At 35.1% G+C, this 14356-nt stretch carries 21 protein-coding genes; 20 read left to right on the top strand and 1 reads right to left on the bottom strand.

Going from position 1 to position 14356, the window contains the following annotated elements:
- Positions 1–441: 441 nt before the first annotated feature.
- The 7 genes from Q0910_RS21610 to Q0910_RS21580 all read left to right on the top strand — a co-directional run bounded on the left by Q0910_RS21610 (position 442) and on the right by Q0910_RS21580 (position 5514).
- The gene (locus tag Q0910_RS21610) at positions 442–615 is read left to right on the top strand and encodes a hypothetical protein (protein WP_299221330.1); all 174 of its coding nucleotides are present in this window, start codon (positions 442–444) and stop codon (positions 613–615) included.
- 4 nt (positions 616–619) lie between these two features.
- Entirely contained in the window at positions 620–913 is a 294-nt protein-coding gene (locus Q0910_RS21605) for a helix-turn-helix domain-containing protein (protein ID WP_299221327.1), read from the top strand.
- Positions 914–923: 10 nt separating this feature from the next.
- Positions 924–1130 carry a hypothetical protein gene (locus tag Q0910_RS21600; protein ID WP_299221324.1) on the top strand — a complete coding sequence of 69 codons (207 nt, stop codon included), beginning with the start codon at positions 924–926 and terminating at the stop codon, positions 1128–1130.
- The gene (locus Q0910_RS21595) at positions 1120–2331 is read left to right on the top strand and encodes a hypothetical protein (RefSeq protein WP_299221321.1); all 1212 of its coding nucleotides are present in this window, start codon (positions 1120–1122) and stop codon (positions 2329–2331) included. The genes Q0910_RS21600 and Q0910_RS21595 overlap by 11 nt, the downstream gene beginning before the upstream one ends.
- A 3-nt stretch (positions 2332–2334) precedes the next feature.
- Positions 2335–2586 (top strand): hypothetical protein, encoded by a 252-nt coding sequence (locus tag Q0910_RS21590; RefSeq protein ID WP_299221320.1) that lies wholly within the window; start codon positions 2335–2337, stop codon positions 2584–2586.
- A 116-nt stretch (positions 2587–2702) separates the two neighbouring features.
- On the top strand, positions 2703–5234 hold the full coding sequence (locus Q0910_RS21585) for a T9SS type A sorting domain-containing protein (protein ID WP_299221318.1): 2532 nt from the start codon (positions 2703–2705) through the stop codon (positions 5232–5234).
- 76 nt (positions 5235–5310) lie between these two features.
- Positions 5311–5514 carry a hypothetical protein gene (locus Q0910_RS21580; protein WP_299219829.1) on the top strand — a complete coding sequence of 68 codons (204 nt, stop codon included), beginning with the start codon at positions 5311–5313 and terminating at the stop codon, positions 5512–5514.
- 57 nt (positions 5515–5571) lie between these two features.
- Here the strand turns inward: Q0910_RS21580 and Q0910_RS21575 are convergent, their stop codons facing one another.
- Positions 5572–5742: a hypothetical protein gene (locus tag Q0910_RS21575; protein ID WP_299221314.1), complete on the bottom strand. Its 171-nt coding sequence runs from the start codon at positions 5740–5742 to the stop codon at positions 5572–5574.
- Between the two features lie 193 nt (positions 5743–5935).
- On the opposite strand from Q0910_RS21575, the gene Q0910_RS21570 reads away from it, so the two are divergent.
- The 13 genes from Q0910_RS21570 to Q0910_RS21510 all read left to right on the top strand — a co-directional run bounded on the left by Q0910_RS21570 (position 5936) and on the right by Q0910_RS21510 (position 14323).
- Positions 5936–6397, top strand: coding sequence for a hypothetical protein (locus Q0910_RS21570; protein ID WP_299221311.1), 462 nt, complete (start codon positions 5936–5938; stop codon positions 6395–6397).
- Positions 6397–7350: a transglutaminase-like domain-containing protein gene (locus tag Q0910_RS21565; protein ID WP_299221308.1), complete on the top strand. Its 954-nt coding sequence runs from the start codon at positions 6397–6399 to the stop codon at positions 7348–7350. The genes Q0910_RS21570 and Q0910_RS21565 overlap by 1 nt, the downstream gene beginning before the upstream one ends.
- 14 nt (positions 7351–7364) lie before the next feature.
- On the top strand, positions 7365–8618 hold the full coding sequence (locus tag Q0910_RS21560) for a hypothetical protein (RefSeq protein ID WP_299221305.1): 1254 nt from the start codon (positions 7365–7367) through the stop codon (positions 8616–8618).
- Between the two features lie 124 nt (positions 8619–8742).
- A complete protein-coding gene (locus Q0910_RS21555; RefSeq protein ID WP_299221303.1) occupies positions 8743–9327 on the top strand; it encodes a hypothetical protein in 585 nt (194 codons plus the stop codon).
- A gap of 98 nt (positions 9328–9425) precedes the next feature.
- Complete coding sequence (locus Q0910_RS21550) at positions 9426–10049, top strand: hypothetical protein (RefSeq protein ID WP_234424215.1); 624 nt, start codon at positions 9426–9428, stop codon at positions 10047–10049.
- 52 nt (positions 10050–10101) lie between these two features.
- Complete coding sequence (locus Q0910_RS21545; RefSeq protein ID WP_299219810.1) at positions 10102–10506, top strand: hypothetical protein; 405 nt, start codon at positions 10102–10104, stop codon at positions 10504–10506.
- A 38-nt stretch (positions 10507–10544) separates the two neighbouring features.
- The gene (locus tag Q0910_RS21540) at positions 10545–11066 is read left to right on the top strand and encodes a hypothetical protein (protein ID WP_299221299.1); all 522 of its coding nucleotides are present in this window, start codon (positions 10545–10547) and stop codon (positions 11064–11066) included.
- Between the two features lie 15 nt (positions 11067–11081).
- Positions 11082–11366 (top strand): hypothetical protein, encoded by a 285-nt coding sequence (locus tag Q0910_RS21535; protein WP_299221297.1) that lies wholly within the window; start codon positions 11082–11084, stop codon positions 11364–11366.
- Positions 11367–11494: 128 nt separating this feature from the next.
- Positions 11495–11830 (top strand): hypothetical protein, encoded by a 336-nt coding sequence (locus Q0910_RS21530; RefSeq protein WP_299221294.1) that lies wholly within the window; start codon positions 11495–11497, stop codon positions 11828–11830.
- On the top strand, positions 11814–12638 hold the full coding sequence (locus Q0910_RS21525; protein WP_299221292.1) for a hypothetical protein: 825 nt from the start codon (positions 11814–11816) through the stop codon (positions 12636–12638). Before Q0910_RS21530 ends, Q0910_RS21525 begins: the two co-directional genes overlap by 17 nt.
- 78 nt (positions 12639–12716) lie before the next feature.
- Entirely contained in the window at positions 12717–12899 is a 183-nt protein-coding gene (locus Q0910_RS21520) for a hypothetical protein (protein WP_299221289.1), read from the top strand.
- A 3-nt stretch (positions 12900–12902) separates the two neighbouring features.
- Positions 12903–13328: a hypothetical protein gene (locus tag Q0910_RS21515; protein WP_299221286.1), complete on the top strand. Its 426-nt coding sequence runs from the start codon at positions 12903–12905 to the stop codon at positions 13326–13328.
- 5 nt (positions 13329–13333) lie between these two features.
- The gene (locus tag Q0910_RS21510) at positions 13334–14323 is read left to right on the top strand and encodes a hypothetical protein (RefSeq protein WP_299221283.1); all 990 of its coding nucleotides are present in this window, start codon (positions 13334–13336) and stop codon (positions 14321–14323) included.
- Positions 14324–14356 lie beyond the last annotated feature (33 nt).

Raw genomic sequence — 14356 nt, 5'->3', positions numbered from 1 at the left:
GAGTTTTTATCCTCTACTTTCAAAACCCATAAGACCAAAGTTATTTCTCCAGAAAGTTTAAGCAACCGATATTATTCGATTCCCGATAGTACTAAAATCTCTGTCAAGAAGATGCTTCGAGGGATGCTTCTAAAGCTTGATACTATCCAAAGTGAGACATAATTCAAGATGTTTTTCCACCCTAAAAACCCAAATTCAACCTAAATTTTAAAAAATAACAGAAAATTAGGGGTTGTAAAAGGGTTTAGTTTTTTAGCAGGTTTTAAGGGATTAGTGGCATTTTTACCTTTGTTTTTTTACAAATTTAGGTCATAGACCTGTTTTTAAACAAATGAAAACCAATTATTTAAAACAAAATACTGGGGTTGTAAATCCTTTTACCACTGTTTTGGTATGATTCTATTGTTTCTCTTTACACCCAGATTAAAGAGAAATTCAAAAATGATGGAATCGACTGGATCAAGAAAGGGTGTTTTACTCCAAAAGGAATTACCATTCGGAGAACAGGTTCTTAAACAATATCTAGGTCTATTGTGCGATCAAGTAGATATTGATTCTTCATTTATTTCAAGACCAGAATTTCTCAAACTATTAGAAATTAATGTAAACAAATAATAATATGGAAGTAATCGTATTAGAATCAGAAGCATTTCAGCATTTACAAAAAGAAATGATGCAACTAGTAAGAACCACCATTCGGGAAGCAAAAGAAGAAGCTATGGCTAATATGGATCCTGCTAATGATTGGTTATCAACAGAAGAGGCTAAACAACTCTTGGGAATCAAAAGTAAAACCAAGCTACAAGAACTACGAGATTGTGATGAAATCGTATTTTCCAAAGCTGGGAAAGTCATCAAATATTCCAAAAAAAGTATCCTGGCATATTTAGAACGTTACATCCCAAAAAGATAAAGACTTACCTATGCTTACACTAGAAGAACAACTGCTTTTTATAGAACAGCAACGTAAGGAATCTATAAAAACTGTAGAGAGCTTACAGGAACAATTCGGAGATCGATATCGACACATATTCACAGAGAAAATCAATCACACTATTTTCTGTTGTGACTCTGTACTATCGTCTTTAAAAGAATTAAAATCTCTTAAAAATAAATCCTATGGAAAATAATAGCACTACTCACGTTTACTTTGATTTTAGTAAGCTGTTTACAGCCACAAAAACCTTTATTGATACTCACAATCAAAATCATCATCAACTTACAGAACGTTTAAATGCAAATCATAGAGCTACTGCTGAGTTAATCACACGATTGTATGCTAAACAGTTAAATCAAGCTATCACATTGGGAGAAGATATCACCAAAGATCTTCCAGGATTTAAAACCTTCAATCCTAGCCTAGCATCTTGCAAAGGGTGCACGGTTAGAACCATTATCAATCACAAAGAGCGATTAAAAGCTGCAGGATTTATAATCAAAGAAACCCACAGAGGAAAATCAGGGATAGAATTATGGATCAATCCGACCATTTTTAAAGCGAAAAAATCATCAACAATTCTAAATAATATCCAGTCTGATATTCAAATAATAAAAGAGGTCTATGACCTCAAAGTGAAAAATTTACACCCATTAGTTCATGAACAACAAGAACTAAAAAATAATAATAGCACTGTGGATAAGTTAGTAACCGAAAAAGAAGGAGTTCGCTTAACAGCTCACAAAGAAATTGATAACTCCGTTACAGGAACATCACAAGAACAACACAAGAACATCAGGGAAAGCCGAAATTCTGCCTCTAAAAAGCAAAAAAAGATGGCAACATCTACAAATGCAAAAGAGGTAGATTCGGCTTTTTTATTACAACTGGTGCGCGATTTTTGGAATTATGCCAAAGTCCTACTTTATCCGAACATCAAGCTAAGTCAACCAGAAGAAACTGAAATCCTGAATTGTATCTGGGCATCAGTGTATCGAAAATTTAAGATAACCGGAAGCAAAAAGGACTGGGAAGGCTATCAAGAAATCCTTTTTAAACGAATAGATATGGTTTCCAGATGGCTAGACCGAAACCCAAATCGCTGGGTGCCACCCCCACATCTGTATTTTAATCCTGAAAATAAACGCAATGGATTTAATAAAACCTATGAATGGTTTTTAAAACAGGAATTGTTGAAAAAAGAAATAAGAAATCAAATTCTGATTCAGAAAACAGCATCAGAATGGAAAGATCATAAAAAAGGGATAGGAAAACACAAAAACAAAACACGTTTACAGCTTTTTAGAATACAACAACAACGGCTGTCTCAGTACAAAGACGACCGTCTACTCCAACTCTATGAGAAAAGTCTACATAAAGTTGTAAACATGTAAACTATGATTCATCCCAATCCAGATCAGGCATTGAGTAAATGCATTGTATACTTTACCGATGGTAACTCCAGAACCTTCTATTCATTTGACCAGAAACACAAAAAATCAAAACCCAATCAAGCCTTAGGCATCCGAAGACTAGAAAAAATGCTTTTACAACATTTTAAAGGAACCTGGGAAACAGCCATTATTTATGAGAATGTTCCTAATGGTAAAGAGTTGGCTAAGTTTAAGGGTGGGATTAGGGTCTTTTGATATACATTATATTGAATAGCAACATAGATTGTAGTAATAGAAAGATATAAAACTACCCTGAATGGGCGGGCAGTGATTAAATACTATTAAGTACTTTTGCGAAAAATATTTAGCTTATGAATCGTATAGTTATTTTTTTACTCATTTTACTTAAACCCATTTATACTTTTTCCCAAGTTACTACTTACGAAGATAGAAACTTTATTAACTATAATGAGGATTATTATCATAAAGAAGCGGCAAACATTAATGGAGACATATTTCCTGATTTTGTTTTAGCACCACAATATCGTTATCAAGGATGCACTACAGAAAAAAACATTGCTTTAATTGTAAATAATGGAGATGGTAGTTTTTCTCCTCTAAAAAAAATAGAAAAGTTACTTAATGAAAGTAACACTATAGATTATAATGTGTCGGACCTAAAAACAATTGACTATAATTTCGATACTTATAGTGATATTCTCTATTCAATAAATTACAAATTAAGTAACAACTCTTGGATATCAAAAATTAAACTTATTGAAAATAATGGTGATGGAACTTTTAAACCTAGTATTACTTTATTTGAATATGAAACTGGAGTAATTAATGAGTTTATTTCTTTCGATGTTGATAATGATTCTGACATAGACATTTTTTTCCCCAAGCAAGGAAGACTTTATCATCTTAAAAATATTGGAAATAGTGTATTCAATTTAATTGAATATAAGCATTCGGGTTTTGCAAGAAGTAGTGAGCTAAGTCAAAAAGATATTGACAATGATGGATTTATAGATTTAATTGCCAAATCAGAAGGAAAAATTCGACTTATTAAAAACAAAAATGGAGTAATTGAATCAAACAACGAGGTAATTATTGACTATTTTCTACCTAATAGTTTACATATGGAAATGTTTTCGTTGATAGACTTTAACAATGATAATTATGTTGATTTAGTTTCATTATACAAAGAAAGCAATAGTAATTCCAGCTCATTGCACGTTTATCTAAATTCTAAAACTGACGATTTTAACAGTATCCTATCTGAAAAAGTTTTGATAAAGGAAGCTGATGGTATAAAAAAGTTTTTACCTGTTGATTTAGATAATGACTTAGATATTGATATCATATATAGCAATAGCTCTAATGTGTTCAAATTAGTTAATAATATGAATAATGATTATGAGACTTCCTATTTATTAGAGGATGTTATATATGGCGCTTGTGGTTTTGATCCAATTTCTGTTTCTGATATAAATGTTGATGGTTACCAAGATATAATTCTATCTTTCGAAAATGATCAATGTACATTAAACCCAATAAATCCGGCGTGGTATAAAAACGATGGTTTCGGAAATTTTTCATTCAACAACTTTTTACATTCCGGTAATTCTCTAAAAATAAAAACATTAGATATAGATTCCGATGGAGACTTAGATGTCGTTTCTGCCTCTAACAATTATTGGTATTCAAGTTTACTTTATTATGAAAACATTGGTAATGGAGAATTTTCAAGTGTAAAACTACTTTCAGATACGGCTAGAAATTTTGAAGATTACGAAATTGGGGATATCGATAATGATAGTGAGAACGAAATAATCATGTTTGCAGACGATAAGATTTTTTGGAAGGAATTAAATTCGACACAAATTAACGAGATTGCGACATTTGGTGCTCGTAATTACTCTAAACTTTTTGTCTATGACTTTAATAATGATAACAAAGTTGATATTTTCTATTCAAATGAGGCTCATTATAATATACTTATTAATAACGGAGGTAATGATTTCACAACTCGAAATTTATCAAGTAGTATAAATTCTGGACGATCTGTAGTTGTTGGATTGCTAAACGAAGATAACTTACCTGATATAGTTGTAAATGGGTCAATTTATATTAATAATGGAGATTTTTCTTTTTCCAAAGTTTTTACTCCGGACAGTTTTAATACCAATTTGGTAAATGGGATTAATATAATAGATTATGAAGGTGATTTAGATAACGATATTCTATTTTCTACAACAAGTAATTCAGGAACTGAAATCTTTATTATTGAGAATTTGGGGTCAGACAATTTCTCGAAAAAACTTCTCAAAGAATCGTCGAACTTTATAACAAATGAGGTATATTTTTATGATTTAGATAGTAATGGTTGGGTAGATAACATTTACACTACTTCTAGAAGTGGAAGCTCAAACTCTATTCGGTTTGAATATAATAATGAAAACACATATTCGGAAAAGGAAACTTTTTATAGAGAAAGTCTTAGTAATTGTGATCAATATGGTTTCAAAATATTGTACGAAGATCTAAACGGAGATCAAAACTCAGACTTAATTGTATCTTATAGTAGAGAATTATATTGGATTAATAATTTAAAAGGAGTTTTAAGTAATGAAGATGTTGAGTACCCTAATGAATCATATAAAACACCAGTTTTTAACCTTTATCCCAACCCGATTCTAGAAGTAATGAAAATTGAACCATTAAACTATTCGACAAACTATAACATTAAAATAATTGATGCATTAGGCAATGAAGTTTTTTCAAAAAACAATAATTTTGATATTACTGAAATTAAACCTATTCTGGCTTCTGGCTTTTACTTTGTCAAAATAATCCATAGCAATAATAAACAGACTATCATTAGATTAATAAAACAATAAAGACTACCCTAAAAAGGTGGGGGAATTGGAATTGAAAACATCTACTTTTGAAGTGTATAATTAATATAAATTATCTATGAAGAGTATTTTAAATGTAAAAGGAATTCAAACATTATCAAGGGAAGCGCAAAAAAAAATTGATGGAGGTTATGATACAGAAGGTAGAAGACAATCTTGCAACGTAAAATTTCATACATCTCTTGGATTTAAAGCTATCCATCTTGCAAATGAGGCAGCAGGTAGATGTGGGGGAACTTATATGGATTATTATGTGATTTAAAACATCACTAAAAGAAATTAACAAATTGTATTGTAATCAGAGTTATGATACGATTTGTTATTCCCCTACCCCAAACTCCTTAAAAATCATTCGTACCTCATAAGGATACAACAGTTGTCTTCTTCCCGTATTCAATCCTTTGATTTTCTTCAATCGTAATCGAAGGGTTTCCCGACTAATTCCAAAACGGATTGCTAATTCAGCTTTGCTCCAAAATCTATAGATCATTTTTGTTTGTATTTAAGTTCAAAACAGCGTTTTTAGGATTCAAGAACCAGACATCTCCATAAAATCTTCAAAAAGCTCCGGCACACCACCAAATTACCATAATTACCAGTAGTTTCCATAACCAAAACAAGCTTACACAACCCTGTTTGTAATGCAATTAAACAAGCCATTTCTTTGATAAAAAACAAAGAGTATGTTTAAGTGGATCGCTGGTGGATTGGCTGCTTTATTTTCTATTCGATACTTGTCTCGTTTACAAAAAGCGAGTACCAATATTACTTCTAGGATTCGGGTAAGGATTCATAAAGTGAACCTAATGGGTATTGAATTAAAAGCGATAGTGCAGTTGCAAAACCCTAATCCTGTAGCATTACGTTTACAACATCCCTTTGTTAAGATTTTACATAAAAACAAACTCTTGGGAAGTTCCACTTTAGAAAACACCGTTATAGAGATTCCAGAAAACAGCCAGAAAGAATTTGACTTACATATTCAATCTGCAGGGTGGCTAACACTCATCCAGATACTAGGCACCGAGGCGGTGAGCCAAATAAGAAATGGAAATCCCATACAACTGAACTTGCAAACGCAAATAATTACCCGTGTCAACGGATTGCCTTATGAACAAACCGATAACATTATCCTACAACTTTAATGAAAGCTAACAGTAAACGACATATTCGTACTACTAAGAGCTTTGATCATCTAATTCCTAAGAGTGTTCAAAAGGATACCATTATTGTAGGTTCTGACAAAGCAAAATTAGAAGATACACTCCAGCTGATGCAACTTATATTACGAGAGACTTTGCAAGACACTCAGAAGCTGGCAGTCAAACTAAAAGGTCACAACTTATCAGACACTTGTAAAAACATATGGAATTTCGTGTACCAGCATATCCAGTACAAAATGGATAAAACCGGTGTTGAACAGGTTCGCAGACCTTCAAGAACTTGGGCGGATCGTATGACTGGCGTGGATTGTGATTGTTATACCGTTTTTATTGGAAGTATTCTTACCAACCTTGGGATTCCATTTAAAATGAGAATCACTAAATACGGAGGGAAACATCATTTTCAGCATGTATACCCAATCGTTCCTACTCCCAATGGACATATTGTCATCGATTGTGTAGCTGATCAATTTAATTATGAAGTTCCCTACTCCGAAAAGCAAGACATAGAAGCCGGAGGCTCTTTTAGTATCAATGGATTAGGAACATTAAGCGGCGTAGATATGGCAGATATTAGTCTGGATGCATTAGAAGAATCACCAATTCCACTGCGCAAGATCATTCACCATAAAAGAATGATACAGAACTCTTCTATTCCTATTCAAGAAACAAAACAACGTGTTCAAAATAAGAAAGGGCAAGTGTTGTCTCCTTTTCGGTTAGATGATGGAAAGCAAATCAAAACGATATCACCAAAAAAAGATTTTAACCTGTTGAATTTTTTAATCCTATCAGGAATATCAGTAGCAGCAGGGATTGGAGTATTAAAACTATTAACTGGTAGTGCCAAAAGCAAAACTGGCGGTGCCAGAAACAAAACTCCTAATGCGAACAAAAAGAAACAAAATAAGAATATAAAAAGGTCACTGACCTAGGTAATAAGAATAGTATGGAATTACACCGATTAGACGGCTTTGATGCCACAGGACTAGATGCTCTCGATATCACAGATTCTCAGAATATGAGTGAGATAATAAATGGAGTCTCTGACTCCGCCCCGGAGATTGCTTATGAGATATTAGACGATAATGGAAATGTAGTAATGTATGCCGATCTGGATGAAAATATCTATGTGATCGACGGATTGGGAGGTTTCTTTAAAAAGATAGGAAAAGGTTTAAAAAAGTTTGGCAAAAAAGTAATTAAACCGGTAGTCAAAACCTTTAACCGTTTTTTAAATCCTGCTACTATTTTACTTAGAAACGGATTCTTGTTAGCCATGAAAATCAATATGTTCAAAGTAGCAGAGAAATTACGATTTGGATATCTAAGTGAAGCTGAAGCCCGAAAACGAGGAGGTGATATGCGCAAGTTTACCAAGATGCGAAAGGCAATCTCCAAGGCAGAGAAGATCTACGAAATGGCAGGTGGGAAAGTTAAAAACCTGAAAAAAGCCATTCTTAAAGGAAAAGGCAACAAAGACAAACAAGTACCGCTTAGTGGTTATGCTTTAGGAAACCCTTTTGATGATGAAGAACCAGATGTTTTCAACGATCCTTTCGAAAAATTTGTTGTAGAGTCCGATCCTGATGTGGTGGAAGCATTTTTGAATAATGAGATTCAGATAGAAGGATTGGGAGCTATAGCAACTAGCGCTTCTATTGCTGCGGCAACCAGCGCGGTGGCAGGAGTTGCGGCTTTAGTAGGAAAGATTGGTAACATTTTCACTAAGGGAAAAGAGGTAAAAGAACAAGCTGAGAGTTTATTTAAAAAACCAAAGCAAGTATCTCCCGTCAAATTTGGAGATCCAAGACAGCAACAATTTCCAGTACATAACTTCACGCCTTCTTTTCCCGGACGTCCCGTAAATCCTCAAATGATTACTCAAAACACAGCATTACCTCAAAACCCGAATACCAATACTCCAACAAAGGAAAGCTTTTTTAAAAAGCATAAAACACCCATTCTTATTGGAGCTGGAATATTGGTTGTAGGAACTGGTGTTGCCATTGCAATGCGATCTGGTAAAAAGAAAACTACTAGAACAATCTCTGGGGCTCCTAGAAAATATACTCAACAGAGGAAACGAAAGACAACGCAACGAGATGCATTAGGAAGATTTGTAAAAGGCAGCAGATCACTTACTAAAAAGAGGGCCAAAAGAAAAGCCCCTGAGAAGTTAGTACCAAGGGCTCTCTTATAATCCAGCGCGAAAAAGAGTGATCAACAAAAAAGTAGCTAACCCTATTCGAATCACTCAGGGATTTTTGGAGTACTAAAACTAGTGCTCCCAGATAACCAAAACATAAAGCAAATATTAAATAATTATGAAAAGAACAGCAAATACAAAAGATAGTCTTCTGGAAGTTGGAAAGCATCTCAGCACAGGAGTATTAGGAATGATCGCAGGATCAGCTGTAGGAAGGTATTCCCTGGCATTGGGCGCGTTGACCATATTCGGGGGAGCCTACTACGGAAAAAATTGGATCACTTCCGCTGGAGTAGGAATGGCATTCTCTAACGGATTCGGAACCAAACCACAAGCCACTAATGGAGTTGATGGAATTAAAGACAATCTGGATGATGCCAAGGACAGAGCAGTTACGTCTCTAAAAGCTATCGGTAAGAAGCTATTTCTGGATAAGTTGTCCCCTTCTCTTGCACAGAAACTAGCACTTGGAAATATCGAAGATCGTCCACTCGTGTTTATGGGATCTGAAGTTGTAGATACAGGAGATTTTGACACCAGTGAAGTTGATGAGATCATCCGAAAAATCGAAAATGGGGAGCAATTACCTACTATCGACATTCAACAAGGTTTTACCAATGGTTTTGACGGAGATATAAATGGAATCGATATGATGGAATTAAACGGAGCTGAAGATATCACGGAACTCAATGCAGTAGCATAGATTTTAGTACAAAGTAATGAGTACTAAAACACTATTTACCTAACACTTTGTACTTAATACTCAATACTAATTACTTAATACTAATAATGATGAATACAATGAAAAAAAGTTCAAGATCACAGTTCTTAGAAATTGTGAATGCGCATATCTCACTTAGAGATCAGGCTAAGAAATATGATCCCGCTATGGTAAATGTAGCTACAGGAATTAAAGAAGGAAGGCTACAACTAGCAGATACTGCATACTATGCGATCAAATTTGCAGGAAACAAAGCTAACATCGATATGTTCGAAACCCAAGATGCCAAAGAGATTGGGATTACCAATGTTACTCAGGCTAAGCTTCAGAAAGATCGTCTTTTCCTTTGTAACAGGATTATTCTCTTAGCAGCAGAAATTGAAGGAGACCTTCCAGGAAGTGATTCAGAATTGAAAAGAGTAATCAAGCAAACCAATTTTGATAGTATCAAAAAAGTTGGTGGATTGCAGAATGGTGTCTTCTCACTGATTGCTAATAAAAAGATCATTATCGATGAACGTCCAATGCAGGAATTTGCTACCGATGGAAACACAATGCTCAATTTGGGAACGTATTTTTTAGAAAGTCCGCGCTTTATCCGTGATGATGAAGAATTTGAATTCAATATCGAACTGGGTGATGATGCTCCGGAAAAAGCATTGATCAAAGTAGTTCTCGCTGGAACAGCAACCGTCCCCGCATAGGTCGGTCGATAATCGACATTTAATAACGAAATGAATGTGTAATACTTGTTAAATGAATTTAGAAGAAAAAGAAAACACCAAAGAAACCAGAGTAATATTTTCCTTTAAGGTGGAAAAGCAGAACGGGCTGATTACCGTAGATAATTTTGAGTTACCAAAACACACCAAACTGGTGAAGGGAATTCAATTGATATCAGAGTATCCAGATCGATTATACTATAGAGGAAAACAACGTATTGAAATTGGTGGCGAAGAACTATTCCCAGATGGTTTTGAAAGTAAAATTTTGATGTCTTCCTTAAGTGTTGCGCCAAGAGAACGCTTCTTTGAGTTAGGAGATGTATTACCAGGTGATCTTTCAGTAAAGGTACGTTTTGAAGATAAAGATCATAGTAATGCAACTTTTGAAAGAGGTTACACAGTTACAATTATCCTGTTAATTAGTGAACGGTTGTAGATAAAGTCAACCAAAGGAAAGCTTAATGATTTCCAGTTATGAAGTGTATAATTAAAGAAGAAAACAATAAAAGTAGCAATAGCACTGTTATAGTGCGGAGGAAGTTTGTCCCTATAAAATTTACAATCCAAAGGGAAAACCAATTTTTGAACGCAGGGGCAAAACTTCCATTCACTACTGCAAAAGTCAATGCACTTTTAGTTACTTCTAAACTAGAAAATAATTGCAGTGATTCACCTATCACTCCCATGTATTATTTTGGAATTACAGATTCTAAAATGGAAGATGAACGTTTTCTTCAACTGAATGATGGTATTGAATATAATGACACTTATCCACCTGATATTTATGTAGAACAGCAAACTGAAGGATGGTGGTATTTTGCACACCCTGCTACAGACCGGTTTCCTTTTTATCAGGGAGATGGTTTTTTGGAACCGCTTGAAGAATACAAGGAATTAAACCTTCAATTCCAAGGACAATGTAATCCTGATCTTTTCTTTTTATGGAGTGGAATTCACACAGGAACGACTTTTATAACCTTTGAAGAATATACGTAATCTGCATCTCACAGTATGGTACTAGGGACATTATCATTATTTCAGAAACGAGGAATTTTCTATAAAGAACAGCAGTTACGTTCAGAAGATACTTTCTCCCAAGTGATTGAAACAGAACTCACTCCTGATATGCAATTAGACTTGCTGGATGTACCAAAAAACCAACAATTATTGGCTGTAGATGAATCTGGGAATACAGATTACATCACTGCATTTTATCAGGATCAAGGACAGGCGGAATATCCATATGAAATCACCATATGGTTATTAATCGAAGAGCTGCCAGAGGTAGGTCTATAAGAGGCATTTAAAATGAAATATGAATCAATTATCTCTAAAGACAATTGAACTTAAAGACACCAAGTGTCCGTAAGAGTGAGATACCAAATAGCGCTATGCGCGTGAGATAATAAAACACACATTGTGTGATGCGTGAGGAATTTGCACTGCAGTATGCAGACAGAAGAGCTAAAGAGCGAGGGTTTGAAAACTATAGGATTATTCATAGGGACTTTACTATACCCCCTATGGGGGTGCTGAAGTTTCAGGCGAACAACGAAATCTGGTTGGTTACTTATATCTCTTGGGGATTGATTGTAAAATCTGATTATGGACGCTACGACAATTGGTATACACAGGGAATTGTGGAGAATGTTCACGAACATGCAGATCGTATTGAGATTATCAATACCCGAAAGTATCAACGAACCATTCGTTTTCTGCAGGTGATATTAAAGACAAAAGATGATGGAAGCAAGGAATAGAAAACCTGGATCAGTACGATTAAATGATGAGCAATATGCAGATATGGATCGTCTAGGCTTTTCAAGCGAAAGTGCCTATGTAAAATATAAAATGGAGCAAGGTCAGTCTAGATTAGACACGCTAAAAGTTCCTTTATCAGAATCAAATGTAAAAATGCTTCCTGTAGCGCATCAAAAACTATCAGGAACTCCTGCAGTTGAAGATCAACTAACTATCCAGCGACTTTCTATGGAGAACCGAAAACTCCAGGAAAAGCTGGAGGAGATGACCAAAAACAGTCAAGAAACCTTAAACGGAGTACACCATAAAGTGCATAGCATGCTTCAGGAAGAACTTCAGAAACGAGATTTTGAAAGACTCAAAGAGTCTTTTGCAAAAAGCAAAAAAGATATAGAGAAACTCGAAAAAAACCTCGTTGAGTCCAAAAAAGAAGCAGAAACCAAACAACAGGAAATCGAAGCACTGGTCAAAAAATTAGGATTCGTAGAATTAGGAAAAGCCTTACTTCCTGGTGCTATCTCTGGATTAGCCAGACAGTACCCAAATCAGATGAAAGGAATTGCGGGAACACTGGGGAGGTTGGGGTTCAATGAGACACCTGAGAATAGCGAAAACGGAGATGATAAAGAATATCTAATTCAAATTTTAAATCACCTTCATGAAGTTTTTACTGAGGAACAGTTTGAGCAGGTCCTGCAACTAATGCTCCAGCTAGGAGATCAGATAAAAGATGATGGAGGAATCATCCAGAAAATAGCCTATTACCTCAATCAATTGAAAGAGAAAAAGTCGCAAGGCGACAGCTAGGAGACAAAGCATCAGAGTCACAAAGTCAACTCTTAAACTTTGATTCTTTGTCACTTTGAAACTAAAAAAACAAGAAAAATGAAAACACCAATCACCATAAACATAGCCGTAAAAGATAAATCAGAAGCGCATCAGGTACGAAAAGCCTTTGAAACAATGAACAGAAATTTTGGAGCTAAAGGCATTATAAAAATGGAACATATGTTTTTGAATGACGCCTTTATACGAAATCTGGTAAAAATGAAGATAAAGAAAGGATAATCCATGGCAATTCCAGCAGCACTCGCAATACGAACCATAAAGAGTAAACCAAAGATAAGTGTTGGCAAAACTACCACCTCAATACTATTAGCCGTAGGATTAGGAGCCGCAGCATTTTTCGGGATTCGTGCATTGGTAAAAAAATTCAAAAGGGATATAAGGGAAGGACAAGCTTTGATTGAAGGAAACCCAGCCAATTTTGCCATTCGATTGGTAATGGCATTTGAAAATGACAATGCCTTCGGATGGGGAACAGATGAAGAATCCTTATTCAGAACCTTAGAGCAAATCCCAACGGCTACAATGATGCGAAAAGTTCGGCGTGCTTATAGAGATTTGGAAGGTAGAAATTTGGCAGCTGACTTGCAAAGCGAACTCACTACTGAGGAGTTTGCTATTGCTAATGAAATTATTAATTCAAAAAGATAAAACCTATGAGACGAAATACAACAACTGCGGTCAGAAGAAAAAATAAAAAGAAATCCTTATCGCAGAAACAAATCGTAATGATAGGACTTGGTGGTGGCGTAGCATTAGGGTTAGGATACCTTGCTTATAACCACTTTAGAAATAAAGCTGCTACAAGGCGAAGTTTTACAAATGATCCAATTACAATTCCTTCTGAAGGCACGATAACAACACCAAACTTGCCAATTGCTGCCTCTGGCAGCTTTCCAGTTAAGAGAGGTGCTCGAGGTGCTTTGGTGAGTATGATACAAAATGCACTCCTAGTTAAAGGCGGACAAGCTGCTATGATTATTAAAGAAACAAGTTTTAAGAACGGTCGTGTGGATGGAATTTTTGGTAAAGGAACAGAAAGAGCATTGAGGGCTGCTGGTTTTCCTTCGGCAATTACACAAAGTATTTTCACCAGTTTAGTTGGAAAAAACAACGCATCAGGATTTGATGCAGCATCTATTTCCAGGGAAATTATAGAAGCAGCTAATAAAAGAAACCTGTTTGGAGTACTTGGTGGATTGAAGAAAATAAATTCTGTAGATCAATATCAACAAGTCAGTACTTTTTTTCAGGGAGTACGGATTGCCGGGATCAGGGTCACTTCTTTAGTAAATGCACTTCTTAGTGTGGCTTTCAAACAAAAGGAACTTGAGAAGATAAAGATAAGATCAGAGTTCAGGCGTATGGGACTCAAACAAAATGCACGAGGCGTATGGTTTATCCCAGGACTCGGTACCATAGGTGCTTTCGACAATAATGATAATCAAATCAACAACGAATGGAATCTGGCAATAGCGGTTAAACCAACATTACTTAAAGCCATAGATGGATCCTTTATTGTTCCGGAACTAACTCCCAATACTGTGGTTGGATACATCACAGGAATGGAGAATGGTACTACCAGGATTCTAACACAATCTGGAGAAACTGTCTTTGCTCCTACCAGAAACCTATCCTCAATCTAAATGTAAAACTGAAAAACTCATAATGCAAAATTT

Source organism: uncultured Aquimarina sp. (assembly GCF_947495315.1).
Classification (GTDB): domain Bacteria; phylum Bacteroidota; class Bacteroidia; order Flavobacteriales; family Flavobacteriaceae; genus Aquimarina.
Note: the sequence above shows the minus strand (reverse complement) of the source record. Positions and strands in the feature narration are given on the sequence as shown.